Annotated in this window: 23 protein-coding genes; 16 read left to right on the top strand and 7 right to left on the bottom strand. The window is 44.8% G+C overall.

What is annotated here, in order from left to right:
- From LT679_RS13300 to LT679_RS13275, 6 genes are all read left to right on the top strand, one after another.
- A complete protein-coding gene (locus LT679_RS13300) occupies positions 1 to 1,632 on the top strand; it encodes an alpha-L-fucosidase (protein WP_232178095.1) in 1,632 nt (543 codons plus the stop codon).
- Positions 1,633 to 1,647: 15 nt separating this feature from the next.
- The gene (locus tag LT679_RS13295; protein WP_232178094.1) at positions 1,648 to 2,640 is read left to right on the top strand and encodes a glycoside hydrolase family 43 protein; all 993 of its coding nucleotides are present in this window, start codon (positions 1,648 to 1,650) and stop codon (positions 2,638 to 2,640) included.
- A gap of 8 nt (positions 2,641 to 2,648) precedes the next feature.
- Entirely contained in the window at positions 2,649 to 5,003 is a 2,355-nt protein-coding gene (locus tag LT679_RS13290; protein ID WP_232178093.1) for a glycoside hydrolase family 127 protein, read from the top strand.
- Between the two features lie 4 nt (positions 5,004 to 5,007).
- A complete protein-coding gene (locus LT679_RS13285) occupies positions 5,008 to 5,985 on the top strand; it encodes an arabinan endo-1,5-alpha-L-arabinosidase (RefSeq protein ID WP_232178092.1) in 978 nt (325 codons plus the stop codon).
- Positions 5,986 to 6,181: 196 nt separating this feature from the next.
- Positions 6,182 to 7,081, top strand: a complete 900-nt coding sequence (locus LT679_RS13280; RefSeq protein WP_232178091.1) for a hydroxypyruvate isomerase family protein — start codon at positions 6,182 to 6,184, stop codon at positions 7,079 to 7,081.
- A gap of 35 nt (positions 7,082 to 7,116) precedes the next feature.
- Positions 7,117 to 10,500, top strand: coding sequence for a ThuA domain-containing protein (locus LT679_RS13275; RefSeq protein WP_232178090.1), 3,384 nt, complete (start codon positions 7,117 to 7,119; stop codon positions 10,498 to 10,500).
- Between the two features lie 63 nt (positions 10,501 to 10,563).
- Here the strand turns inward: LT679_RS13275 and LT679_RS13270 are convergent, their stop codons facing one another.
- Positions 10,564 to 12,333 (bottom strand): DUF885 domain-containing protein, encoded by a 1,770-nt coding sequence (locus tag LT679_RS13270; protein WP_232178089.1) that lies wholly within the window; start codon positions 12,331 to 12,333, stop codon positions 10,564 to 10,566.
- Between the two features lie 243 nt (positions 12,334 to 12,576).
- Positions 12,577 to 13,677: a redox-regulated ATPase YchF gene (gene ychF, locus LT679_RS13265; protein ID WP_232178088.1), complete on the bottom strand. Its 1,101-nt coding sequence runs from the start codon at positions 13,675 to 13,677 to the stop codon at positions 12,577 to 12,579.
- Positions 13,678 to 13,873: 196 nt separating this feature from the next.
- Here ychF and mgtE point away from each other — a divergent pair, with 196 nt between their 5' ends.
- Entirely contained in the window at positions 13,874 to 15,244 is a 1,371-nt protein-coding gene (mgtE, locus tag LT679_RS13260; RefSeq protein WP_232178087.1) for a magnesium transporter, read from the top strand.
- A gap of 7 nt (positions 15,245 to 15,251) precedes the next feature.
- On the opposite strand, the gene LT679_RS13255 is transcribed toward mgtE, so the two are convergent.
- Entirely contained in the window at positions 15,252 to 15,851 is a 600-nt protein-coding gene (locus tag LT679_RS13255) for a Crp/Fnr family transcriptional regulator (RefSeq protein ID WP_232178086.1), read from the bottom strand.
- Between the two features lie 231 nt (positions 15,852 to 16,082).
- Here LT679_RS13255 and LT679_RS13250 point away from each other — a divergent pair, with 231 nt between their 5' ends.
- Complete coding sequence (locus LT679_RS13250) at positions 16,083 to 16,661, top strand: hypothetical protein (protein WP_232178085.1); 579 nt, start codon at positions 16,083 to 16,085, stop codon at positions 16,659 to 16,661.
- Positions 16,662 to 16,736: 75 nt separating this feature from the next.
- Here the strand turns inward: LT679_RS13250 and LT679_RS13245 are convergent, their stop codons facing one another.
- Both LT679_RS13245 and LT679_RS13240 read right to left on the bottom strand, forming a co-directional pair.
- A complete protein-coding gene (locus LT679_RS13245; protein ID WP_232178084.1) occupies positions 16,737 to 17,063 on the bottom strand; it encodes a DUF3276 family protein in 327 nt (108 codons plus the stop codon).
- Positions 17,064 to 17,194: 131 nt separating this feature from the next.
- Positions 17,195 to 18,979, bottom strand: a complete 1,785-nt coding sequence (locus LT679_RS13240) for an ABC transporter ATP-binding protein (protein WP_232178083.1) — start codon at positions 18,977 to 18,979, stop codon at positions 17,195 to 17,197.
- Between the two features lie 199 nt (positions 18,980 to 19,178).
- Between LT679_RS13240 and nusB the strand changes: the two genes are divergently transcribed.
- The 8 genes from nusB to LT679_RS13200 all read left to right on the top strand — a co-directional run bounded on the left by nusB (position 19,179) and on the right by LT679_RS13200 (position 24,132).
- Entirely contained in the window at positions 19,179 to 20,126 is a 948-nt protein-coding gene (gene nusB / locus LT679_RS13235; RefSeq protein ID WP_232178082.1) for a transcription antitermination factor NusB, read from the top strand.
- A gap of 38 nt (positions 20,127 to 20,164) precedes the next feature.
- Positions 20,165 to 20,614, top strand: coding sequence for a DUF1573 domain-containing protein (locus LT679_RS13230; protein ID WP_232178081.1), 450 nt, complete (start codon positions 20,165 to 20,167; stop codon positions 20,612 to 20,614).
- A gap of 38 nt (positions 20,615 to 20,652) precedes the next feature.
- On the top strand, positions 20,653 to 20,943 hold the full coding sequence (gene yajC / locus LT679_RS13225; RefSeq protein WP_232178080.1) for a preprotein translocase subunit YajC: 291 nt from the start codon (positions 20,653 to 20,655) through the stop codon (positions 20,941 to 20,943).
- A gap of 66 nt (positions 20,944 to 21,009) precedes the next feature.
- Positions 21,010 to 21,957 carry a CdaR family protein gene (locus tag LT679_RS13220; RefSeq protein ID WP_232178079.1) on the top strand — a complete coding sequence of 316 codons (948 nt, stop codon included), beginning with the start codon at positions 21,010 to 21,012 and terminating at the stop codon, positions 21,955 to 21,957.
- Complete coding sequence (coaE, locus tag LT679_RS13215) at positions 21,958 to 22,551, top strand: dephospho-CoA kinase (RefSeq protein WP_232178078.1); 594 nt, start codon at positions 21,958 to 21,960, stop codon at positions 22,549 to 22,551.
- Positions 22,551 to 23,489: an MBL fold metallo-hydrolase gene (locus tag LT679_RS13210; protein WP_232178077.1), complete on the top strand. Its 939-nt coding sequence runs from the start codon at positions 22,551 to 22,553 to the stop codon at positions 23,487 to 23,489. The genes coaE and LT679_RS13210 overlap by 1 nt, the downstream gene beginning before the upstream one ends.
- Complete coding sequence (locus LT679_RS13205) at positions 23,489 to 23,647, top strand: DUF5522 domain-containing protein (protein ID WP_262909300.1); 159 nt, start codon at positions 23,489 to 23,491, stop codon at positions 23,645 to 23,647. The genes LT679_RS13210 and LT679_RS13205 overlap by 1 nt, the downstream gene beginning before the upstream one ends.
- Positions 23,648 to 23,682: 35 nt before the next feature.
- Complete coding sequence (locus LT679_RS13200; protein ID WP_232178076.1) at positions 23,683 to 24,132, top strand: MarR family winged helix-turn-helix transcriptional regulator; 450 nt, start codon at positions 23,683 to 23,685, stop codon at positions 24,130 to 24,132.
- 6 nt (positions 24,133 to 24,138) lie between these two features.
- On the opposite strand, the gene LT679_RS13195 is transcribed toward LT679_RS13200, so the two are convergent.
- Together LT679_RS13195 and LT679_RS13190 are read right to left on the bottom strand one after the other, a co-directional pair.
- Positions 24,139 to 24,849 carry a ZIP family metal transporter gene (locus tag LT679_RS13195; protein WP_232178075.1) on the bottom strand — a complete coding sequence of 237 codons (711 nt, stop codon included), beginning with the start codon at positions 24,847 to 24,849 and terminating at the stop codon, positions 24,139 to 24,141.
- Positions 24,846 to 25,421, bottom strand: a complete 576-nt coding sequence (locus LT679_RS13190; RefSeq protein ID WP_232178074.1) for a phosphatase PAP2 family protein — start codon at positions 25,419 to 25,421, stop codon at positions 24,846 to 24,848. The genes LT679_RS13195 and LT679_RS13190 overlap by 4 nt, the downstream gene beginning before the upstream one ends.
- Positions 25,422 to 25,547 lie beyond the last annotated feature (126 nt).

The following is a 25,547-nucleotide window of genomic DNA, read 5'->3' as shown; positions in this document are numbered from 1 at the left end:
ATGGATAGAAGATCGTTATTAAAAACAGGACTGACCGGCTTATCAGCGCTGTACCTTTCCAAATCAAAAGCGGGCGGGCTGCTGAATTTAGCCGGTGATGTTAAAGGGCCTTTCCAACCGACCTGGGCGTCGCTCGAAAAATATGAGGTGCCAGATTGGTTTCGCGATGCCAAGTTTGGCATTTGGGCACACTGGGGCCCGCAGTGCCAGCCGGAACATGGCGACTGGTATGCCCGCGGCATGTATGAGGAAGGCAGCGATCAATACAAATTTCATTGTGAAAAATACGGACATCCGTCAAAATTTGGTTTTAAGGATGTAATAAACGAGTGGAAGGCCGAGCGCTGGAACCCTGAAGAAACGGTAGAGCTATACAAAAATGCGGGTGCAAAGTATTTTATGGCGCTTGCCAATCACCATGACAACCTTGACCTGTATAATAGCAAACACCAGCGTTGGAATTCAACCAAAGTAGGGCCTAAGAAGGATATACTAAAAGGTTGGGCAGCCGCCGCAAAAAGGCAAGGCCTGCCGTTTGGTGTTAGCGTACACTCCGCGCACGCCTGGCGCTGGTATGAAAGTTCGCAACTATCAGATAAGAGCGGCCCATACGCAGGTGTGTCTTACGATGGAAAGTTAACTAAGGCTGATGGCAAAGGCAAATGGTGGGATGGTTTAGATCCGCAGGAACTTTACGCGCAAAATCACCCCTTAAGCAAGGATAGCCAGAACTCCGGCGCCATACACGGGCAATGGGGTTGGGAAAATGGCGCTTATCCGCCCTCAAAAGCTTATTGTGATAATTTTTATAACCGGATGATCGACCTGATAGATCATTATGATCCGGAGCTGATGTATTTTGATGATACCGCCCTGCCGCTATGGCCGGTAAGCGATGCAGGCCTTAAAGTAACGGCTTATCTGTATAACAAGAGCATCAAAAAATATGGCAAAAACAGGGCCGCTGTGTTTGGAAAGATACTGGACGAGCAGCAACGCAAATGCATGATATGGGATATTGAACGCGGGCAAAGCAACAAGATCGAATCATTCCCTTGGCAAACCGATACCTGTATAGGCCAGTGGCATTACGACAGGCGGGTATATAACGATAATGGTTACAAAACGCCAAAAACAGTGGTGCATACCCTTGTCGACGTAGTGAGCAAAAACGGTAATTTACTTCTCAATGTTCCGCTTAGGGGTGATGGCAGTATGGATGAGAAAGAGCGTGCTGTAGTTGATGGCATTACCGCCTGGATGAAGGTGAACAGCGAAAGTATTTACGGCACGCGCCCCTGGAAAGTATACGGCGAAGGGCCTGCAATGGCATCTGCCGCGCCGCTTAGTGCCCAGGGCTTTAATGAGGGTAAAAACAAGCCTTATACTGCCGAGGATATGCGTTTTACTACAAAAGGCGATGTGGTTTATGCTACGCTGTTGGATTGGCCTGCTAATAATAAAAGCATCATCAAAACAATGGGCAACGCGGGTAAAGTTACCAATGTGCAACTGCTGGGCAGTAACGCGAAGTTATCCTTTCAACAAAGTGCGGATGGGCTTAGCGTTGAACTGCCAACTGAAAGGCCATGCAATGACGCCTATGTTTTAAAAATAAACGGCGCTGTTTAATCAATATTTAAATTGATGAATATCAAACTATTTAAAATATCTTTTCTTGCGGCTTTAGCCTTTGGTCAGCTAACAGGGGTTTGTCAATCCGCTAAAAAAGATAACATGCCGGATACATTGGCGCGTAATCCGATAATCAAGGACAAATACACGGCAGACCCTGCTGCTTTTGTTTACAAGGACAGCGTTTACCTGTACACCGGGCATGATGCGCCGCCGAACGACAAGAACTATTATTACATGAGCGAGTGGCTTTGCTACTCGTCGGCAGATATGGTGAACTGGAAGGAGCATCCATCACCATTAAATGTAAAGGAGTTTAAGTGGGCCAAGGCAGATGCATGGGCATCGCAGGTAATTGAGCGCGATGGCAAATTTTACTGGTATGTAGCCGTTGAACACGGTACCGTGAACGGAAAAGCCATTGGTGTTGCCGTTGCCGATAAACCGACAGGCCCATTCAGGGATGCCCGCGGGTCGGCGTTAATCACCAATGATATGACCAAGCAAACCGGCATCACCTGGGATGATATTGACCCATCGGTAATTATTGATGACGACGGCCAGGCTTACCTGTTTTGGGGCAATACGGCTTGTTATTATGCCAAGCTTAAACCGAATATGACCGAGCTTGACGGACCTATAAAAGCGATAACCGGCCTGCCTAACTTTACCGAAGCGCCATGGATACATAAACGTAAGGGCTGGTATTACCTGTCATACGCCTATCAGTTCCCCGAAAAAATAGCTTACGCAATGAGTAAAAATATTAATGGCCCGTGGGTATTTAAAGGGATTATCAACGAGGTGGCCGGTAACTCCAATACCAATCATCAGTCGATAATTGATTTCAAGGGGAAATCTTATTTTATTTATCATAACGGAGCTTTACCAACTAATGGCGGCAGCTACAGGCGGTCGGTTTGCATTGATTACTTGTATTACAATGCAGACGGAACTATAAAGAAAATTCAGATGAGCACGCAGGGTGTTAAGCCTGCAAAATAATTTGCGTGATGAAGGTATTGAGCGGGCCGTTGATGGCGGCGATTGTTTGTGGGGTAAGCCTAACTAATGTAAAAGCGCAACAACAGGTTCAGCAGTTTCCGGTATCGCAGGTGCGCCTGCTACCCGGGCCTTTCCAATCTGCACAGCAAACTGATCTTAATTATATTCTGGAACTGGATGCCGACCGTTTGTTAGCGCCTTATTTGCGTGAGGCGGGGCTAACGCCGAAAGCCAAAAGCTATGGTAATTGGGAAAATACCGGGCTTGATGGGCATATCGGCGGGCATTACCTTTCGGCTTTAGCTTATATGTATGCCTCAACCGGCGATAAGCGTATAAAGGAGCGGTTAGACTATATGGTGGCTCAACTTGCCCTGTGCCAGCAAAAGGATAGCGATGGCTACATTGGTGGCGTTCCGGGTGGCAAGGCTATGTGGAAGCAAGTCGGCTTAGGCGATATTCAGGCTGACAATTTTTCGCTTAACAAACATTGGGTACCGCTGTACAATATCCATAAAACATTTGCCGGGTTGATTGATGCCTATCAGGTTGGAGGTAACCAGCAGGCCAAAACGGTATTGCTTAAGTATGCTGATTGGGCATACCGCCTCACCTCAAAACTTAGCGATGCGCAGATACAAAGCATGCTTACCAGCGAGCATGGCGGCATGAATGAGGTATTTGCTGATATAGCAGCCATAAGCGGCGATAAAAAATACCTGGAACTGGCGAGGAAGTTCTCGCACAAAAAAATATTGAACCCACTGCTGCACCGGCAGGATTCGCTCACCGGTATACATGCCAATACGCAAATTCCGAAAGTTATTGGCTACATGCGCATTGCCGAACTGGCGCATGATACCGCCTGGGCCAATGCGGCAGATTATTTTTGGCACGATGTGGTAGAGCACCGAACAATATCTATTGGTGGCAACAGCGTAAGCGAACACTTTAATCCAATAAACGATTTTTCGGGAATGGTGGAAAGCCGCGAGGGGCCTGAAACCTGCAACTCTTATAACATGCTCAAGCTTACCGGCCATTTATTTATGGCTAAGCCGAAGGCAGCCTATATGGACTATTACGAGCGTACGTTGTACAATCATATCCTTTCATCGCAAAACCCTGACGGCGGCTTTGTGTATTTTACGCCGATAAGGCCGCAGCATTACAGGGTTTACTCGAGCCCGCAGCAAAGTTTTTGGTGTTGTGTAGGCAGCGGGCTGGAAAACCACGGCCGCTATGGCGAGTATATTTATGCGCATACCGCAAAGGATGTTTTTGTAAACCTGTTTATTCCATCAACATTAAACTGGGCAGAAAAGGGGATGAAACTGGAGCAGCAAACCCAACTGCCTTACAACGATGAATCGACCATTAAGCTTACGCTAAAACAGCCGCATACCTTTGCATTGCATCTTCGCTACCCGGCCTGGGTACAAAATGGCGCTATGCAGGTTTGGGTAAATAATGTACAAATTAAGTTAGTTAAAGATGCTAACGCCTATGTAGCCATAAACCGTAAATGGAAAACGGGCGACGTAATCAAGGTTAAGTTGCCGATGGAAACTAAGGTTGAGGCCTTGCCTGATGGCTCGGAATGGGTATCGTTTATACATGGTCCGGTGGTACTTGCCGCCGCTACAGACACGGCCGATCAACGAGGTTTATTTGCTGACGACAGCCGCATGGGGCACGTTGCCGGCGGACCGCTCCGTCCGCTTAACGATGCACCGCTGATTGTTGCTGACAAGGCAGAGCTACCATCTGCCGTACAAACTGTGGATAGTAATAAAATGATATTTAAGCTTACCGGCATTGAACAGCCTAAGTACCAAAACCTGAAGCTGGTGCCGTTTTATACGCTATATAACACCCGGTATGTATTGTATTGGCCATACACCAACAAAGCCGGGTTAACCGCCATGAAGGATAGCATGCGCAGGGTAGAAGAGGCCAGACTGAAACTTGATGCCATTACGATTGACAGGATAACCGCCGGTGAGCAGCAGCCCGAAAACGACCACGCTTATAAAGGCGAAAACACCTGGACGGGTACTTATAAGGACAAGCATTTCCGCACGGCGCGGGGTTGGTTTACCTATACGCTTAAAAATCCGGATAAGTCGGCCAAAACACTGTTGATAACTTATCGTAAAGCTGATAACCGCGCTTTTGATGTTTACGTGGATGGCATTAAACTAACGTCTGCAAAGGTGGGTAACACAGATAGTAAAGGCTTTTATACGGCGGAGTTTGATGTGCCTCCATCAGCAATGCAAAAACAAAATATGGAGCTTTCATTCCGCGCGCAGCAAGGTTCGCAAACTGAAGATGTTTTTGAAATACTGGTGGTTAGATAAATTGATGAGCCGTTGGTTATCGCTTTGGTGCATAGTTTTATTGCTTTTGAGCGGGCTATGCGCCAGTGCGCAGGTTTTGCGTAAAGACATCTCTGTGCATGACCCGGTTATCATCAAGCAGGATAGTACTTATTACATTTTTTGTACGGGTAACGGCGTTGCGGTTTGGTCGTCAGTTGATATGCTGAACTGGAAGCGTGAAAAGCCTGTTTTTGCCCAAGCACCTAAATGGGCAGTCGATTCCATTTCCGGCTTCAAAGGTTACATTTGGGCACCGGATATTTCTCTGCACAACGGAACTTACTACCTGTATTATTCTGTTTCGGTATTTGGTAAAAATACATCGGCTATAGGCGTGGCAACTAATAAAACGCTTAATCCAGATAGCCCCGATTTTAAATGGGTTGATCATGGCCTGGTTATTCAATCGCGCCCCGGTAAAACTAACTGGAACGCCATTGATCCAAACCTGGTAACTGATGACAAAGGCGCGCCTTATTTGATATTCGGCTCTTTTTGGGGTGGTATCAAAATGGTGAAACTTAATGCCGACAGGCTAAGCATAGCAGAGCACATTGACCATTTACCAACTATTGCCAGCAGAAAAACTAACCGGGAGAATGAAGCTAATGCCATTGAAGCGCCGTTCATCTTTAAAAAGGATAAATACTATTACCTTTTCGCATCTATTGATTATTGCTGCAAAGGCCCTGAGAGTAATTATAAAATGATTGTCGGCAGGTCCAAAAATATAAAAGGGCCTTACCTGGATAAACAAGGTATCGATATGAACAATGGTGGCGGAACGGCTGTGTTGAAACCGGATAGCAAATGGTATGGGGCAGGGCACAACGCAGTGGCAACTTTTAATGGGAACGATTACCTGGTATTTCACGGGTACGATGCGCATGATAACGGCAAACCCAAACTTCGCGTTTTAAAAGTTGACTGGGAAAACGGCTGGCCTGTTGTGCCCGATTAGGTATTTTTACTGTTACAAATACCCCTTTTTTGAACCTTATTTTTTATCAAATTAGCTTTTTGTCACAGGATATTGACCTAATTGCAACAGGTTGTTTGATATGTGCTTAAAAATAGTAGTTTTGACATTTATTCCTTTTATTGTACATTTAAATCCACCCATTTAAACCGGTCATTAATAACCCTTGACTAAGAAAATGAAAACTGAAAATCAACCCTCATCATCACGAAGAGATATGATCAAAAAAGTGGCGGCAACATCCGCAGCGGCTTTTGTTGGCCAAAGTTTATTTAACCGCGTATCGGCTGCCGAAGCTTTATTGAGCGACGACATGAAAGGCCGTATCAACCATTCGGTATGCCGCTGGTGCTATGGCGATATTTCGCTTGATGACCTTTGCAAGGCAGCTAAAGCCATGGGCATCAAATCCATCGACCTTACCGGTCCTGAAGAGTGGCCTACGTTAAAAAAATATGGCCTGGTTTGTGCGCTTACACAAGGTGCCGGTAAAGGCATAGCTGAAGGCTTCAACAACCCTAAACTGCATGATGAGCTGGTAAAAAGCTATGAGGAGGTAATTCCGAAAGTAGCTGCCGCAGGTTTCAAGCAAATCATTTGTTTCTCTGGTAACCGCAATGGTATGGATGATGCCGAAGGACTGAAAAATTGCGCAGTTGGCCTTAAACGACTAATGCCGATAGCTGAGAAACACAACGTGGTAATGGTGATGGAGCTACTTAACAGCAAGGTTGACCATCATGATTACATGTGCGATCATACCAAATGGGGCGCAGCTTTATGCGATGCTGTAGGTTCTGAAAACTTTAAGCTACTGTACGATATCTATCACATGCAAATTATGGATGGCGATGTAATTGCAACTATCCGTAAGTACAATAAATATTTCTCGCACTATCATACCGGGGGTGTACCCGGCCGTAACGAGATTGATGAAACTCAGGAGCTATACTACCCTGCTATTATGAAAGCCATAGTTGATACCGGCTTTAAAGGTTATGTAGCGCAGGAGTTCATCCCTAAAAAGAAAGACAAGCTGGCTTCGCTTAAACAAGGTGTTCAAATTTGTGATGTTTAATTAAGGCTAACTGCTATTTACAATAAACAAGGTATATGTTTAAATCTGTTTACCACAAAGTATTATCATTAGTATTGATAACCGGCTGTATATCGGCCGTTTTTTATGCCTGTAAAACGGTATCCCCGCAAAAATCGGGATCAAATAAAACACCGCGCATACTGGTGTTCAGCAAAACCAAAGGTTGGTATCATACCTCAATACCAAAAGGTATTGCTGCTTTGCAGCAATTAGGCAAAGCTAACGGGATGATCGTTGATACTACCAAAAACGCCAATTATTTTGTTGATGACAGCCTTAAAAACTACAGCGCGGTAGTTTTCCTGAGCACAACCATGAACGTGCTTAATGCCGATCAGCAGGTGGCTTTTGAGCGTTACATTGAGGCTGGCGGCGGTTACGTAGGTATACATGCCGCGGCTGACACCGAGTACGATTGGCCTTGGTATAATAAACTGGTTGGCGCTTACTTCAGCAGCCATCCAAACAACCCGAACGTACGTGCAGCTACAATTGATGTTATTGATACTACCCATATATCAACCAAAGGCTTGCCAAAACGTTGGGAACGTAACGACGAATGGTATAACTACAAAAGCATCCAGCCTGACCTTAAGGTGTTAGCCACTTTAGATGAAGATAGTTACGAAGGTGGTACCAATGGTGCCGAGCACCCGATAGCCTGGTACCATGAGTATGATGGTGGCCGTGCGTTTTATACCGGCGGTGGCCATACCGACGAAAGCTATAGCGAGCCATTATTTTTACAGCACCTGTTAGGTGGTATTAAATATGCTGTTGGTAACAATGCGCCGCTTGATTATACAAAAGCATACGCCGAGAAAAAACCGGAAGATAACCGCTTCACCAAAACCATCCTTTCAAATGATTTGAATGAGCCGATGGAACTTGCTGTAGCTCCGGACGGCCGTGTATTCTTTATTGAGCGTGCCGGTAATTTCTATGTTTATACCCCCTCAGACAATAAGACTACTTTGGTGTACAAATTCCCGGTTAAAGCTGTGGATGAGTACCTGAACGGTTTGTTGGGTATGACCATTGACCCGGATTTCGCGACAAACAACTTTATTTATTTCTTCAACACCGCGCAAGCCGATGGCAAAACCAAGCAGCACATCTCACGCTTTACCATAAGCAAAGACAGCCAGCTTGATCTTAAGTCAGAAAAAGTATTGATAGAGATACCTATAGAGCTTGAGGTAAGTGCCCACACCGGTGGTTCACTGGCCTGGGATCGTAACAGAAACCTGTTTATTTCAACAGGTGACAATACTGTACCCTTTGAATCTGAAGGTTATGCGCCGATTGACAAGCGCCCTAACCGTGTTACTTTTGATGCGGAGCGCTCAGCTGGTAATACGAATGACCTGCGTGGAAAGATTTTGCGTATTCACCCTGAAGCGGATGGCACTTATACTATCCCTGAAGGTAACCTGTTTAAAAAAGGGACGCCAAATACCCGCCCCGAAATTTATGTAATGGGCTGCCGTAACCCTTACCGTATTTCGGTTGATACAGCTACCTCGTATGTTTATTGGGGTGAAGTTGGACCGGATGCCGGTAATGATGGCAAACAAGGCCCGCGTGGTTATGATGAGTTTAACCAGGCAAAAAAAGCCGGTAACTTTGGCTGGCCTTACTTTGTGGGCGACAGCAAACCTTACAAGGATTATGATTTTGCAACCAAAGTAATAGGCAACGATTTTGACCCTAAAGCGCCTAAAAATACATCGCCTTACAATACCGGTTTAAAAGATTTGCCGCCTACTACGAGCGCAATGGTTTGGTACCCTTACGCTGCTTATGACGAGTTTCCGTTATTGGGGCAGGGTGGCCGTTGCGCTATGGGTGGCCCGGTTTACCACTTCGATCCTAAAATTCAATCATCAGCAAAAATGCCTGAGTATTTTGATAAAGGCTGGTTTGTGTATGATTGGATGCGTAACTGGGTGTTTGTTATCCGCATGGATGAAAACCACAACTATAAACGCATGGAGCGCTTTATGGAAACCAATGGCGATTTCCGTCGCCCGGTTGATATGGAGATCGGTCCGGATGGCTCAATATACATGCTGGAGTACGGTTCAGTTTACGGTATCGACAATGTGGATGCCCGATTGGTACGTATCGACTATAACGGCGGTAACCGTGCGCCGTTCGCCAAAATTGAGACTAAAGATACCATCGGCATTGCGCCGTATAAAGTGGCTTTCAATCAAAAAAGCTTTGATTATGACGAGGATGACAAATTGAGCTACGAGTGGCGTTTTGAGGGTGATAATGTTGGCTCTACTGAATTAAACCCTAATTATACCTTTACCAAAAACGGTACTTACAACGTAACCCTTAAGGTTACCGACCAGGCAGGTAAAAGCAGTATGGATACCGCGAAGATAATTGTGGGTAACACTACGCCTCAGGTAGCCATTACTACTGACAAGAACAGCACATTCTTCACTCCGCAAACGCAAGCCATTAAATACAAGGTTGATGTTAAGGATAATGAGGACAAAACCATCGATCCTAAACAGGTGCGTGTGGTGTTGAATTATATTGCCAAAGTACAAAGCAACAAGGCTTTGATTGGCCACCAGGCGCTTACGCCAACTTATAACTACGGTAAAGAGCTTATTGCCAATAGTGATTGTAAAGCCTGTCACCAGGTGGACGCTAAATCTGTAGGCCCGTCTTTTGTTGACGTAGCCAAACGTTATGCTAACGACAAAGGCGCTGTTGACAAGCTGGCCGATAAGATCATCAAAGGTGGTGGCGGTGTTTGGGGTGAACACTCTATGGCGGCTCACCCACAACTATCAAAACCTAATGCGCAGGAAATTGTAAAATACATCCTGACGCTGAACAACCGTAAAGAGGATGTAATACTACCTGCTCAGGGTAGCATCACCCTTGATCAGCACCTTAAAAATGCTGATGAAGGCCGTTACATCTTATCAGCCGCTTATACCGATAAGGGTGCTACCAACGCGCCTAAACTTACCGGCGGAAAGAGCTTAATCTTCAGGCCTGCAAAAGTATATGCTGGTGAAGCCGATGTGCATTACAACATGAGCATTCAGGGTAAAAAGATTGGCGAAGTAGGCAATAAGGCGTTTTTTGTTTTGAAAGATGTTGATTTGAAAGGCATTGGCCAATTAACTTATCGCTACGCATCATTGAATAGAGCAGGAGTAGTTGAAGTACACGTTGGATCACCTAAAGGGCAATTGATCAGTACGCTGAACTTTACGCCTACCGGCGAATGGAACAAGTACACCGAGCAAAGCACACCGGTAAGTGATCCAGGTGGCCGTAACGACCTGTACTTTGTCTTCATTAAAAAAGACAAACCCAACCAACACCTCATCAGTGTGGATTGGATAAACTTCGGCAGCAAGTAATATCTGCCGGATTGTAAAAGCGAAAGGCCTGAGTTATTCAACTCAGGCCTTTTTTGTGTTAAACTATTTAGCTTTTTCGGCAGGGATTAACTCATCCATTACCGCCTGACGTATCAGCTTGGGTGGTAATAAACCTTGGGACAGTATAAAATCGTGAAAGCGCAGCGTGCTGAACTTATTGCCCAGAGCTTTTTCCGTATCCTTACGTAATTGTATCATTTTGGTAAAACCATAAAAATAGCTGTTGGCCTGGCCGGGCGCACGGTTGGTATAGCGCTCCACTTCCTGCTGTGCAAAGGCGTGCGATTGAACCACATCCTTCATCAGCACATTCAGTGCTTGCTCTTGGGTGATCTTTCCGGCTTGCAATTCCGGATCGAGGAAGGCGCGGGCGGCGCGCAACAAACGGTAATCTAATGATACCAGTTGCCCTTCCAGCGGCATATAAGGTTTGGTAATATATTCGGCATACAAACCCCAACCCTCGGCATTAGTAGAGTTGAAGGCATACAGCGATCGCGCGGTTGATACGCCTTCTTCCACCATCTTATCAAACTGCAGTTCATGACCGGGGCGCGCCTCGTGGGCTACCAAAGTCCATGACGCGGCCTCAAAGGTAAAGTCATCATATTTGTCGGCTTTCTCACCCGGTTTAGGCGGCATATTAAGAGGCAAAACAAATACGCCACGTTGACCGGTATTATTTAAAAATGGCGGCGGCTGCATGTAAGGGGCAGGACGCTGCGCCGTTTCGGCTTCAGTAGCCAGCCGAATGATGGCCGGGCGGTTGGGGAGGGTAACCAGTTGCTGCTTACGGATGATGTCCTCAACTCCGGCAAGCGTACGTTTGTACAGCGGCATAATGGAATCGCCATGCACCTGTGCCTTTTTCAATTCGCGCATTACGTCGCGATAATCGGTTGATGGCAGGTTGCGCTTTTTAGCAATCTGGACGGCAATATCCTTCATCTGGTTCTGAATGTCTGTAAAGGCAAGGTGCGCCATTTTAGCAACCTCCGCAGGGGGAATATCAATACCATAACTCTCCAGCTCCATGGCATATTCCTCCGCAGGTAAGCGGAAGTCAGTACGGGCTTTAGGCAGAATGGTAGCCTTGGTCCATTCGTCAAAAGCGAGCAGTTGTTTTTTAAGCAGATTGTATGGCTCTTCCCAGCCCTTTAGCGCATACTTTTTGCAAAGCTCGGCAATGCCCTCAACCACGCTTGCGTTGCGCGACAGGTCGGTTTCCATGCGTTGTTTTGCAGGGTAGATCATGTTCGGCTTAGCCATTTGCTGCTGGGCGCGTTCCTTCAACACATCAACCAGCGGGCGGTAGCCTTTTTCCATACCGGCATACTTACGTAAACGTATAACGGCTGCCGCATGGCGAGAAGCATCGGTCTGCTCATCAAGCAACGCTTCCAATCCACCATAAACCGAAGTTGTAGCGTTATAAAACGGTACCTTACGGCCACGGTTAAAATCCTGCTGACGGAAACCAAGTTTGAGGTGGTCTATCAATATTTGCAGATCCTGCTGCACATGACTTTCCTTTTCAGTTTTTAGTGCCTGTGTATAGCGTTGTACTAACGCTTCTTCCTCCTTACGCTCGGCAAGGTCATTAGCCAAAGTAGGTACAGCAATCAGTGTATCATACTCCGCCAACCCTTGCGACGAGCCATACTCCGGCGAATACTTTTTGTCCAGCTCGATCAGCATCTGCGTGTACTTATCGGCTGTTTTTACCCAGTCCTTATTATGCTGGGCCTGTGCGGCAGCAGGCAGCAGCGAAACAGCCAGCGCGGCAGTAAATAAGTGCGAAAGTTTTATCATGTATGAGTTTTTATCAGTTAATGTTAAGATGGCGATTTACAAAATAAGTTACAAAAAGAAAAAGCCACCCAAAGGTGGCTTCTGTATAAATAATTGCTATAAATTTTATGTGTCATTTCGAACGAGGTACGAGGAGAAATCTGTCCGCTTATTTATAAACGCAGTTAGATTCCTCTCTATCGTTCGGAATGACAAGGAATTATTTAGTTTTAAACTCCCCCCCCCCTTTAGGGGGCTGGGGGGCTATACATTAAACCTAAAATGCATAATATCTCCATCCTCAACTATATAAGTTTTACCCTCAACGGATAGCTTACCAGCCTCTTTACAGGCGGCTTCTGAGCCGTAGTGCACAAAATCCTTATACTTAATTACCTCGGCGCGGATAAAGCCTTTTTCAAAGTCTGTATGAATAACGCCTGCGGCTTGTGGGGCGGTAAAGCCCTGGGTTATGGTCCACGCGCGAACTTCCTGCACACCGGCGGTGAAGTAAGTCGCCAGGTTAAGCAGTTTGTAAGCGGCCTTTATCAGTTTATTAACACCCGATTCGGCAAGGCCAAGATCTTCCAGAAACATCTCACGTTCTTCGTAAGTTTCCAGTTGGGCAATTTCTGATTCTATCTGTGCAGAAATAATTAGCACTTCGGCATTTTCTTCCTTAACTGCTTCGCGTACAGCTTCAACGTATGCGTTGCCGGTGTTTACATCGCTTTCGCCAACGTTGCAAACGTACATTACGGGCTTAACGGTCAGTAAAAATATGTCAGCAATGTATTCCTGGTCTTCCTCGGCAACAGGCGCGGTACGTGCCGATTTGCCTGATAGCAGGTGATTTTTGTAAGTGGTTAATACCTCAAAGGCTTTTTTAGCTTCTTTGTCGTTACCAACCTTGGCGGCCTTTTCAATTTTTTGTATCTTTTTTTCTATCGAGTCAAGGTCTTTTAACTGTAGTTCGGTATCGATAATTTCCTTGTCACGGATCGGGTCAACCGAGCCGTCAACGTGGATTACGTTATCATTATCAAAGCAACGCAATACGTGGATGATAGCGTTGGTGGCGCGGATGTTAGCCAAAAATTGGTTGCCTAAACCCTCGCCTTTGCTGGCACCTTTTACAAGGCCGGCAATATCAACAATCTCGATAACGTTGGGCACTACGTTTTTAGGGTTTACCAGTTCGGTGAGCTTGGTTAGGCGCTCATCGGGCACGGTAATTACACCCACGTTGGGCTCAATAGTACAAAACGGAAAGTTGGCAGCCTGCGCCTTCGCGTTTGATAAGCAATTAAAAAGTGTTGACTTGCCCACATTCGGCAAACCTACTATACCACATTGTAAACCCATTTGTTTCTAACAGTCCATAGTCGATAGCCGATGGTCCATAGCCTGGTTAAGTTGCTTTTTGCCATCGACAATGGTCTATGGGCTATGGACTTGAAAACGCCGCAAAGATAACACAAAAAAATTCCTGTATTTTGAAAAAATAAACGACTTTTGCCAGCGGAAAATCAGGTTTATAACAATGTAAAACGAGGGGCTTATGGAAGAAATGGTTGAACAGGTAGAACTCATACTGGAGCAGGAGGATGATGCGGCGCTACAGGAATACTTGAACAACCTGAATATATCAGATGTTGAACAACTGATAGACGAGCTTCCGGAGCATGGCCCCAAATTCATCGAGATACTCTCCGTAAACCGCGCGGTAAATGTTTTTAGAATATTAGATTTCCGCAAGCAGGAGCGTATAATCAAAAAAATTTCCGGAAGTAAGGTAGCCGAGATCATTAATGGTTTACCGCCCGACGACCGTACTGCGCTATTCAGCGAGTTGCATGGCGACGCTGTTGCTAAGTTAATATTGCACCTGCCACCTGCCGACCGCAGGGAAGCGTTATCCCTGTTAGGTTACGAGGAAGAAAGTGTTGGCCGTTTAATGACGCCTGACTATATCGCCGTTAAAAAAACCTGGGATGTAAACCGCGTGCTATCGCACATACGCCGCTTTGGTAAAAACTCCGAAACCATTGATGTTATCTACGTGGTTGATGATAACCGTGTGTTACTGGATGATATACGTATCCGCGAGATATTGCTGGTAAAACCCGAAACCAGTGTGAGCGACCTGATGGACGGCCGGTTGATTGCCTTGCACGCTGCTGACCCGCAGGAAGAAGCCATTAACACCTTCAGGATGAACAACCGTGTGGCGCTGCCCGTGGTTGATGATGATAACGTACTGTTAGGCATAGTTACCGTAGATGATATTTTGTGGATAGCCAACGAAGAGTACACCGAGGATATACAAAAAATTGGTGGTACCGAAGCGTTGGATGAGCCTTACCTGGATGTATCATTATTCACCCTCGTTAAAAAGCGCGTGGGCTGGTTGGTGATACTGTTTTTAGGGGAGATGCTTACCGCTACCGCAATGGGCTTTTTTGAAAAGGAGATAGAGAAAGCCGTGGTGCTGGCCTTGTTTATTCCGCTCATTATATCCAGCGGTGGTAATAGCGGTTCGCAGGCCTCAACACTGATCATACAGGCTATGGCACTTGGCGAAGTTACCCTGAGCGATTGGTGGCGCGTTATGCGACGCGAATTAATGGCCGGCCTGATGCTCGGTTTAGTACTTGGCGCTATCGGTTTTTTAAGGATCTATGTGTGGTCGTTATTTTCAGATATTTATGGTCCGCACTGGTTCTTAGTGGGGCTGACCGTAGGAATTACGCTGATAGGGGTGGTGCTATGGGGCTCACTAAGCGGATCAATGCTACCCATCCTGCTAAAGCGTTTGGGTGCCGACCCTGCCACATCATCCGCGCCTTTTGTAGCTACGCTGGTTGATGTTACCGGTTTGGTGATCTACTTCTCGATAGCGGTAATGTTGCTGCGGGGTATAATGCTTTAAATAAGTGTTACCCTGCATTCTTCTTTTCGATACGCTTGCGCATACGGCTTAATGATGGGTTGGTTATACCCAGGTATGATGATATGTGATACGCCGGTATGCGCTCAATAATATGCGGGTGCTCTTCCAGTAATCTCCGATAACGTTCTTCATGCGAAAAGAAGATGAACTCTTCAGTACGAGTTTGTGCCATGGCAAAAAACGACTCAGCCAGCAACCTGCCGAATTTGCTCCAATTAGGGTGGGTGTCATAAAGCGCATTAAGGTCGGTGTGTGATATAAAATATATCTCCGAATCTTCCATCGCCTCAATAAAATACCAGCAGGTAGTTTGAGAAATGAAACTCCGGAATGATACCACAAACTGGTTTTCTGAGAAGAAAAAGATATTTTTTTCCTCGTTCGTCTCCGGGTTGCGGTAGTATATACGGAAGATGCCCTTAACAACCAGCCCCAGATCTTTACAAACCATTCGCTGCATATTAAAGTAATCACCTTTAGCAATCTTTTTCACCTTCCATAGGTGCCTGCTATCAGCAATGTCCTGATCGTTTAGCGGGGCAAACTTTTTCAGTTGCTCGAAAATACTATCGTTCTTATCCATCATGTTCTTTTTGATTGGTAGATAAAGCAAATGTCATTACAAAGCTCCAAAGAGTTATTCATCCATTAGATTAACTTAAGTAAATCAGAATGAATACGAAAATAGAGCTATGTGCTTTTTTATTTGTATGGTAACTGCAATCGCAATGTCAGCTTTTATGTGTATTTTAACTTAAGTGAAAAATGGGTTTAGTGATAAGGCAGATTTTTGAACCAACAAAAACACTTAAATATCATGACAGCAAGTACACAACCTAACACAACAGTAGCAGGAAGCGCTGTTGCTACCTCTACATCGTTACGTAACCTTTATTTTACGCGCGCCGCATTCTCCATAGTATGGGTTATTTTGATGGCCGTAGTTGGCAAAGCCCGAACGGATATTGCCGAAATTCTATTGATAATTTACCCGGCCTGGGATGTTGTAGGTACCTTTTTAGATATGCGTGCCAACCATGGCAGTTCGCCAAAAACTACACAATATGTAAATGTGGCAATTAGTACCATAACCACCATAGCGGTAATATTTGCCCTGCAAAAAGGCGTGCCCGAAACATTGATAGTATTTGGTACCTGGGCAATAGGCACCGGATTGATCCAGCTTGTATTAGGCATTCGCCGTAAAAGATACCTAACCGGCCAATGGCCCATGATCATCAGCGGAGCGCAATCGACACTGGCCGGTACCTCGTTCATCCTGCTGGCGCATGACCCGACTAAAGGCATAACCAACCTGGCAGGCTACGCCGCCTTTGGCGCGTTTTATTATCTGTTGGCCGCGTTCAGGTTGAATAAAACAGCTAAGGCTGCGTAAATATTGAAGATTTATATGATATAAAAAAAAGCCCCGCATCGCGGGGCTCGTATTCAGTTATTATTAACAGGGTTATTAAATCTCAAAAGAAAAATCTTCGTCGGCTTTGGCTGTTTCTGATGCTTCGTTAAATTCGTAACGCTTCTCGTTAACTTCTTGGTTAGCTTTGATGTAATCAACCGTGTCTTTCAGTCCTTCAGCAAATTTCTCGAAATCCTCTTTGTATAAAAATATCTTGTGTTTGATAAATGCACCGTCTTCCAGTCGTTTTTTGCTCTCTGTTATGGTGATATAATAGTCGTTTGACCGGGTTGCTTTAACGTCAAAAAAATAAGTTCTTTTCCCTGCTCTTACCTTCTTTGAAAAAACCTCCTCACGCTCTCTGTTTTCAAAATCTCCCATGTTAAGTAATTGTTGTTTTTAGAATTGACTGGCATAAATATAAAGAAAAATTCAATTAGCAACTATTTTGATAATAATATTGTTAATTTTTTCAAACTTTTGCCATCAACTTTTGTATTGGTTTGCTATTCTCAGGCGTTTTCCTCTTCCAGTAATTGATTTTCGTACAAAGCAAAATAAGCGCCTTTTTTTGCCATCAATGTGTTATGGTTTCCTTGTTCGATAATGCTGCCTTCATCAAGCACCAGTATGTTATCGGCATTTTTTATGGTGGAGATGCGGTGGGCTATAATAATGCTGGTTTTGCCCTGCATCACTTTTCCAAGGTTGTTAAGTATTTCTTCCTCAGTCCGGGTATCGACTGCCGAGAGGCAATCATCAAACACCATGATCTGCGGGTGCTTTAATATGGCGCGGGCGATAGAAACCCGCTGCTTTTGACCGCCGGAGAGTGTAATGCCGCGTTCGCCTATCATGGTATCAAAACCCTGCTCAAGCTCTATAATGTTATTATAAACGGCAGCGTCTTGCGCAGCTTGCTCAACCCGTGGCATATCCATCACATCAATAGCAAAGGCAATGTTACGGGCAATGGTGTCAGAAAACAGGAATATAGATTGCGGTACAAAACCGGTTTGCGAGCGGTAGGTGTCCAGGTCAAGCTTGTTGATCGGTGTGCCGTCAATCAAAACTTCGCCGCCGGTGGTATCATACATACGCATCAGCAGGTTAGCGATGGTTGATTTACCCGAACCTGTACGCCCGATAATAGCCAGCATTTGCCCCGGCTTTATACTGAACGACACTTGGTTTAACGCTTTTATGCCGGTTTCAGGGTAGGTGAATGATACATTTCTGAATTCGATATGCCCTTTAACTGTAGTTTTGATGCCGTTTACTGACGTAATCTCAGGTTGCTCGTGCAAAAATTCGTTAATGCGCTTTTGCGAAGCTGCGGCCCTTTGTATTAATGAGGTTACCCAACCCAGCGCCATCACCGGGAACATTAACTGACTGAGGTAAACAATAAACTCTGCGATATTGCCGGGCGTGATGTTGCCATTCATTACCTCAATGCCGCCAACATACAGCACGATAACATTGCTCAATCCAACCAAAAGCAGCATCAGCGGAAAAAATAAGGCTTGTACGCGCGCCAGTTCCATGGAGTGGGTTTTGTAATCTTCGCTTTCGGTGGCAAAGCTTTTGCGGATAAAGGCTTCGCGGACATATGATTTTACCACGCGTATGCCCGAAAAGGTTTCCTGCACGAAGCCCGAAAGGGATGACAGCCGTTGCTGGATCATCTCACTGCGGGTGTTGATGATGTTGTTTACATAATAGATAATTCCTGCCAGTATGGGCATGGGGAGCACGGAATAAATAGCCAGCTTAACATTCACCGTAAGCATGGCATATATAACCAATATAAACAGCACAACGGTATTCACGGTATACATAATGCCCGGCCCCAGGTACATCCGCACACGGGTAACGTCCTCGGTTACGCGGTTCATCAGGTCGCCGGTATTATGGCGGCGGTAAAACGCCATTGACAGCGCCTGGTAGTGACTATATATCTCGTTCTTCAGATCGTACTCTATATGCCGCGACATAAGGATGATGGTTTGCCGCATAAAAAATAAAAACATCCCCCTGATAAGCGCTAGCGCCAGTACCAGTAAGCCAAACAGCAACAGGCTCGACCCGAAAATATCATAGATAACCTGCTGACGATCAAAACCATCATAAAGGCGGTACAAATCGATGTTTTCGGCAACCAGATCAAACGCTACCCGGATAACCTGCGCCGGCAATACACCAAAAATGTTAGATGCTATAACGAAGAGTATGCCCGGCAGCAAGCGCCAGCGGTATTTTATAAAGAACTTATTAAGGTAAGCGAGGTGTTTCATAAGTCGAGGGCGTAAAGATAAATAATTTGCGGTGGCATGGGCGGCAGTAAACCGTCAGCTTTTTGTACAGAAATTGAGTGTTAAAAAAACAGCTTTGCGCATATTAAAAAAACACCTACTTTTGCTGCGTACAATAAATAGTAGTAATTTATCGTACATAAGTACAAAACAAGCTCAATCCAAAGATCGTTCTTACACAATGTTAAACAGAAGGCACTTACGCGTAAAGGTATTACAGGCGCTATACGGATACCACCAGTCAAGCAACCGCGACATTAAACTCCATCAAAAAGGTCTTTTAAAAAGTGTAGATTCCGTGTACGAGATGTACATCTGGATGCTTTCACTTATTCAGGAAGTAGTTGGCTATGCCGCCAACGATGCCGAGGAACGTGCCAACAAGCACCTGCCTACAGCCGAAGACCTGAATCCTAATCTGAAAATTCTTGAAAACCGTTTTGTGGCCTCATTGGCTGCCAACAAGGAATATGTTGCCGCGGTAAAAAAGTACAAGATTGATTGGACGTTTGATCCGGAGCTATTTAAATCGTTATTTAACACGCTAAGGGCAGCTCCAGAGTATAGGGAGTATCTTGACCGTACCGATGATAGCCTGCACAGCGATAAGGACATCATCAAATTCATCTTTAAAAAGGTGATATTGAAATCGTCTCTTGCCGAGCAGGTGTTTGAAGATAAATTTATTAACTGGCCGGTTGATCGTGATGTATTGCAGGCGTTGATCGCTAAAACCTTTAAAAACTTCTCGAACGATAATTACGAGCTGAATAAACTGGCCGAAGTTACCGTTAATTGGGAAGAGGACAGGGAATTTATTGTTGACCTGTTTGACCAATGCATCCGTCATGACGAGGAATACCAGGAGCTCATCGCGGTTAAAACTCAAAACTGGGAGCCCGATCGTATCGCGATGATGGATACTTTGCTGATGAAAATGGCGCTTACCGAGTTCCTGAACTTTTCATCAGTGCCGGTTAAGGTTACTATCAACGAGTACCTGGAAATTTCAAAGGAATTCAGTACACCGAAAAGTAACTCATTCATCAACGGTATATTGGATAAAATTTTGGCTGAGCTTAAGGCAAGTAACAAGATTAAAAAAACCGGTAGAGGTTTAATTGAATAAATAGTAATATTGAACTTCTGTTAACCAATAATATAAAAATGAAAAAAATATTATTTACCCTGGCCGCATCTGTTGTTATTCTGGCAGCTTGTAATCAGCGTAATTCATCCAATACCGAAGGTATTGACACTAACAGCAATAGCACTGCCGTAACCGAGGTTGACTCAGCTAACGCGCCTATCGCTAAATTTCAGAATGAAACGCATGATTTTGGTAAGATAAAACAAGGCGAAAAGGTAAACTTTGAATACAAATTTACTAATACCGGTAAATCGCCATTGGTTATTACCAACGCTACTGCAAGCTGTGGCTGTACCGTGCCCGAATGGCCTAAAACTCCGGTTAAACCTGGAGAGAGCGGAGCTATAAAGGTTACGTTTGATAGTGCCAACAAAAATGGCTTACAGGATAAGCTGATCACCGTTACCGCTAACACAGTACCAGCCCAAACCGTAGTACATTTGGTGGGCGAAGTGGTAACCAAGTAATTAACCGCATATTAATTTAAACATTTAAATACAATACTATGGGTAATCCACAACAACTGATTATGATGGGCCTCATCATATTGGTGTTCTACTTTTTTATGATACGTCCGCAGATCAAAAAACAAAAGGATCAAAAGAAATTTGTTGACGATCTTAAAAAAGGTGATAAAGTAGTTACAACAGCAGGTATACATGGCCGTATAGTTGATCTGGCCGAAACAACAATATTAATTGAAACCGAGGGCGGCGGCAAAATCCGTTTTGACAAAACCGCTATCTCTCTTGATGCTTCAAAGGCGCTTAACGCCCCTGTGGCAACAAAATCATAAAATAAGTTGTTAAATTTATTGTGCCGTTCAGTTGTTATAAATTGAACGGCTTTTTAATTTATAACGATGCCCATTATAAAATTATCACCGGCAGAACGCAGACGGCTTACGGCATTCACAACCTGTATTGTACTGGCTGTGGTTGCCTGGGTTTTTGCTGTGCTATCAACCCCGCATAATTTTACGGTGCCTAAGCTAATTGTATTTAAAAATGCGCCGCAGCGTAGGGCGTTTCATTCCTTACAGTCTGACACGGTGAATGCAACCGTACAGGGTAACGGCTGGCAAATGTTATTTTCGCGATTTAACGATGATGAAAACCAGTTGACGGTTGATTTGCATACGCTTGATCAGCGTGATTATGTAGTGCTTGGGTCGCAAATGCGCCGAATTAATGCTGCGCAACCGCCGAACAGGCAGATAATAGCATTTGACCCGGATACGTTATATTTCGACTTTTCGAGCCGCCGGGTTAAAAAGGTGCCTGTTGAACTGCTTACCTCTATCGATTATAAAAAGCAGTTCGCCCAATCAGGGGATATTGTGCTTAAACCCGATTACGTTACCATTAGTGGTCCGTCAGAACTGATCGGTCGTATAAGATCATGGAATACCGATACCCTTCAGCTGGATAATGTTAGCGAACCGGTAAGCAAACAGTTAAAAATGCAATCGGTAAAAGAGGTGAACATGACCGTTTACCCTAAAACCATACAAGTTAAAATTCCGGTTGATGAATTTACGGAAAAAACGCTTGAAATTCCGGTGAAGGTTGTCAATAACCCGCACTATTATAACGTTAAGATAGTACCCCAAAAGGTAAAGGTTACCTTTATGACCTCGCTGAGCGACTACCCCGATATGGACGATGCGTTTTTTGAGGCTACGGCCGACCTAAGCCTGTGGGAGCAGAAAGGGTATCATGCACTCCCCGTTAAATTAAAACGCATACCACCTTATTGCCGCATTGTTAAAATTGAACCGGCAGTAGTTGATTTCATTATAAAAAAATAAATGCTGAAGATAGGATTGACGGGCAATATAGGCAGCGGTAAAACCACCGTGGCTAAAGTATTTGAGGTATTGGGCATCCCGGTTTTTTATGCCGATGCCGCCGCCAAAAGTGTAGTGGCGAGCGATGCGGAATTGATTGACGGTGTTAAACGTACCTTTGGTAGCGAAGCTTACTTTGCCGACGCGACGCTGAACCGTAAATATATAGCCGATATTGTTTTCAATAATGCTGACGAACTGGCCCGGCTAAATGCGTTAGTACATCCGGCGGTTTTTAGGGCGTTTGATGAATGGACGCTATATCAAACCAAAGCACCATATGTAATTAAGGAAGCCGCGATATTATTTGAGAGCGGATCATATAAAATGTGCGATCAAATCATTTTGGTAGCCGCTCCGCTTGATCAACGCTTACGGCGCGTTATACAGCGCGATGGTATAAGCATGGAAGAGGCCGCCGGCAGGGATGCACGGCAAATGAACGAAGAAGAAAAAAGTAAGCTGGCCGATCATATAATTAACAACAATGGCAGCCGGTTAGTTATACCACAGGTGCTCGCACTGCACCAGCAATTTTTAGCCGTAAAAGCCTGATGATACTGGATGATTTTGTGCAGTTTGATGCCAATGGCCTCTACTGCAAGTACGGCGGTTTTTATATCGACCCGGTGCAACCCGTTGACAGGGCTGTAATATCGCATGCCCATGCCGACCATGCTGTTGCGGGCAACCGCGAAGTATGGTGTACCGCCGGTACGCAGGCATTTATGCAGTTGCGCTATACCAAAAATGCGGCAAAGGTATTCAATGTGACGGCTTACGGTCAGCCATTTGTTGTAGGCGGTGTGGAGATCACTTTCGTCCCAGCAGGCCATATGCTTGGTTCAGCCCAGCTGTTGATGGCTTATCAGGGCACCACTTACCTATACACCGGTGATTTTAAATTACAACCCGACGCCACCTGCGAGCCTTTAGAATGGGTAAAAGCCGATGTACTCATAACGGAAAGTACTTTCGCCAACCCTGCAACGCAGCACCCTGACCCTATAGCGGAGATCAGCAAGCTGAAGGATATCAAGATCAACATACTGCTTGGTGCTTATGGCCTGGGCAAAAGCCAGCGACTGATCCGGTTGATTAACGATTACGCGCCGCAGAAAACCATATTGATGCATCACCGTATAATGCCGTTAAATACTATATATGAAAAGGCAGGATACACTTTAGGGAAATATCAGTTATACAACCGCAAACTGATGAAAAACCAGCAGGACTATGTTTATATAGTGCCGCCCTTTACGTTTGACAGTTATATAAGGGCCACGGGTGTAAAACGCCTTTTTGCATCGGGATGGAAAAACCTGCAGGTGAATAGCCAGGATACGCTTTATATATCAGACCATGCCGACTGGAGCGATATACTGGAGATGATCAAGCAAGTGCAGCCAACCCAGGTTTGGACGCTGCATGGCGATGGCAAACATTTACGCGAACACTTTAATAATACCCTGTTTGTAAAGTTGTTGAACTAATGCTTAAGGAAGGGACAGATTATTATTTTAATACCGATGGCTTAATGGTATTCACCAAAGAATATCATCAAAAACGCGGTTATTGCTGTAAAAACCAATGTTTGCACTGCCCATGGAACTATCGGGCGAAAAAACAATATACGCAAATTAAAAAATAATAAACATATTTGCTTTTTACGCATTTATATACACTATGCGAATAGAGGACGAGATACAAAGTACTAATTTTGAGGATAATTACCATAAGGTAATTATAAATGTTGGATACACGCAAAGCTGGTTAAGTAACATTTCGCGCGCGTATTTCGAGAAGTATAATCTTACATCGCAGCAGTTTAATGTACTGCGTATTTTGCGCGGACAGTTCCCAAAACCGGCAACCATCAACCTGCTTAAAGAGCGCATGATAGACAAAATGTCCGACGCATCGCGCATTGTTGACCGTTTAGTGCAAAAGGGACTGGTATCGCGCTGCACCAATTCAAAGGACAGGCGAGCAGTGGATATCCAGATCAGTCAGCAAGGCTTGGACATTTTAAGCAAAATGGACCTGGAATTTAAATCGAAAGATCTTTTAAAAGAGCATCTCTCCGAGGATGAAGCCGCACAATTAAGCGATTTGCTGGATAAGCTAAGAGGATAAGTACTATTACAGTAAAAATCCCACCAGGGCAATACCTATACCTAATAAAACAGCAATCATTTTACGCAGGTTGAATTTATGATCAGCGCTTGACTCAAACAGGATGGTAGTTGATATGTGCAGAAATATACCGATTACCAAGCCCATTATCCGGTTAAAATATTGCTGAAGGTTTCCTATACCGCCATTGCTTAATGAGTTGCTGAACAAGTAACCTGCAGGCGTCATAAGGGCGAATAATAGAAGAAAGAACACTATGCGGCCTTTACTTTGATGATGGGCCAACAATACGCTGCCCAAGGCAAACGATGCCGGAATGTGGTGTAATGCGATACCAAAAACAAGTTCGTGCTGATGCCCTTCGGCTATAGGCATTCCCTCTAAAAACGCATGCAGGCATAAGCTCAACATAATTCCAAACGGAAAAGCGCCATGCTCATGCGCATGCTTGTGAATATGGCCGTGCTCAATACCGTCAGAAAACTGTTCGAGCACGATCTGGAATATAAAGCCGATCAGGATAAAAACGCCCACCATGTTATCATTGCTATGGTAAGCGTCGGGTATTAAATGTAAAACCGTTATGCCAAACAAATAAGCGCCGCTGAATGCCAATACCAACTTCAGGAACTTATGGTTTCCTCCTTTAAATAAAAAAACAGCCGTGCCACCTAAAAAGGCACTTAAAAACAGGAGTAAAAGTTGCAGGTTGTTCATTTATTGTAAAAGAAGCCGGGTTGAAATTTTTTGAAAAGTTGTGCAATGCCAAAGCCAACAACGAGGCCGAACAGCGCGCCGCCCATAACATCAATAGGAAAGTGTACGCTTACATATACTTGGGCAAAGCAAATACTAGCCGCCCATAGCATGCTTACCCACCAGATCCACCGCCAGCGGCGGCTGAAAACCATACTCATAAAAGCGGCCATAGCAAAATGATCGCTGGCATGAGTGGACGGAAAGCTATATCCGGAACCGCACCGAACACGTGGAATATCTTTTTCGGCGGTAACAGGATCGCGGCAGGGGCGTACCCTGTGTATAACAGGCTTGATGACGCTTGCGCTAACAAAATCGGCAACGCCTGCACTGGCGGCCAGCATTAAAACGATGATTACCCCCACCTTGCGATATTTATAGATACAAAAACCGATAATAAATATATATAAGGGGATCCAGAAACGGGCGTTACGCAAAAGTGGCATCAGCCAATCGAAAAACGGGTTCGATAGGTCGTGATTAATAAAGTAGAATAAATGCCGGTCGAGTTGTAAAAGTTGTTCGGGCATCAGGATGTTGTTAGCGCCAATTTTTTGCGAGTGCAAATATAGCCATTAAATTGTCGCTTAAAACAACATCGGTATTACATTGTGTCAGCTAAATATAATTACTTTTGCGCCAAACTTTATTTGCAT

It is taken from the genome of Mucilaginibacter roseus (genome assembly GCF_021215455.1).
Lineage (GTDB): Bacteria > Bacteroidota > Bacteroidia > Sphingobacteriales > Sphingobacteriaceae > Mucilaginibacter > Mucilaginibacter roseus.
This window is presented reverse-complemented; position numbering and strand designations above follow the sequence as displayed.

What these genes read in the sequence shown, in the direction of transcription:
- LT679_RS13300 (WP_232178095.1), top strand. Translation starts at nt 1, where the DNA reads ATGGATAGAAGATCGTTATTAAAAACAGGACTGACCGGCTTATCAGCG.
- LT679_RS13295 (WP_232178094.1), top strand. Translation starts at nt 1,648, where the DNA reads ATGAATATCAAACTATTTAAAATATCTTTTCTTGCGGCTTTAGCCTTT.
- LT679_RS13290 (WP_232178093.1), top strand. Translation starts at nt 2,649, where the DNA reads ATGAAGGTATTGAGCGGGCCGTTGATGGCGGCGATTGTTTGTGGGGTA.
- LT679_RS13285 (WP_232178092.1), top strand. Translation starts at nt 5,008, where the DNA reads ATGAGCCGTTGGTTATCGCTTTGGTGCATAGTTTTATTGCTTTTGAGC.
- LT679_RS13280 (WP_232178091.1), top strand. Translation starts at nt 6,182, where the DNA reads ATGAAAACTGAAAATCAACCCTCATCATCACGAAGAGATATGATCAAA.
- LT679_RS13275 (WP_232178090.1), top strand. Translation starts at nt 7,117, where the DNA reads ATGTTTAAATCTGTTTACCACAAAGTATTATCATTAGTATTGATAACC.
- LT679_RS13270 (WP_232178089.1), bottom strand. Translation starts at nt 12,333, where the DNA reads ATGATAAAACTTTCGCACTTATTTACTGCCGCGCTGGCTGTTTCGCTG.
- ychF (WP_232178088.1), bottom strand. Translation starts at nt 13,677, where the DNA reads ATGGGTTTACAATGTGGTATAGTAGGTTTGCCGAATGTGGGCAAGTCA.
- mgtE (WP_232178087.1), top strand. Translation starts at nt 13,874, where the DNA reads ATGGAAGAAATGGTTGAACAGGTAGAACTCATACTGGAGCAGGAGGAT.
- LT679_RS13255 (WP_232178086.1), bottom strand. Translation starts at nt 15,851, where the DNA reads ATGATGGATAAGAACGATAGTATTTTCGAGCAACTGAAAAAGTTTGCC.
- LT679_RS13250 (WP_232178085.1), top strand. Translation starts at nt 16,083, where the DNA reads ATGACAGCAAGTACACAACCTAACACAACAGTAGCAGGAAGCGCTGTT.
- LT679_RS13245 (WP_232178084.1), bottom strand. Translation starts at nt 17,063, where the DNA reads ATGGGAGATTTTGAAAACAGAGAGCGTGAGGAGGTTTTTTCAAAGAAG.
- LT679_RS13240 (WP_232178083.1), bottom strand. Translation starts at nt 18,979, where the DNA reads ATGAAACACCTCGCTTACCTTAATAAGTTCTTTATAAAATACCGCTGG.
- nusB (WP_232178082.1), top strand. Translation starts at nt 19,179, where the DNA reads ATGTTAAACAGAAGGCACTTACGCGTAAAGGTATTACAGGCGCTATAC.
- LT679_RS13230 (WP_232178081.1), top strand. Translation starts at nt 20,165, where the DNA reads ATGAAAAAAATATTATTTACCCTGGCCGCATCTGTTGTTATTCTGGCA.
- yajC (WP_232178080.1), top strand. Translation starts at nt 20,653, where the DNA reads ATGGGTAATCCACAACAACTGATTATGATGGGCCTCATCATATTGGTG.
- LT679_RS13220 (WP_232178079.1), top strand. Translation starts at nt 21,010, where the DNA reads ATGCCCATTATAAAATTATCACCGGCAGAACGCAGACGGCTTACGGCA.
- coaE (WP_232178078.1), top strand. Translation starts at nt 21,958, where the DNA reads ATGCTGAAGATAGGATTGACGGGCAATATAGGCAGCGGTAAAACCACC.
- LT679_RS13210 (WP_232178077.1), top strand. Translation starts at nt 22,551, where the DNA reads ATGATACTGGATGATTTTGTGCAGTTTGATGCCAATGGCCTCTACTGC.
- LT679_RS13205 (WP_262909300.1), top strand. Translation starts at nt 23,489, where the DNA reads ATGCTTAAGGAAGGGACAGATTATTATTTTAATACCGATGGCTTAATG.
- LT679_RS13200 (WP_232178076.1), top strand. Translation starts at nt 23,683, where the DNA reads ATGCGAATAGAGGACGAGATACAAAGTACTAATTTTGAGGATAATTAC.
- LT679_RS13195 (WP_232178075.1), bottom strand. Translation starts at nt 24,849, where the DNA reads ATGAACAACCTGCAACTTTTACTCCTGTTTTTAAGTGCCTTTTTAGGT.
- LT679_RS13190 (WP_232178074.1), bottom strand. Translation starts at nt 25,421, where the DNA reads ATGCCCGAACAACTTTTACAACTCGACCGGCATTTATTCTACTTTATT.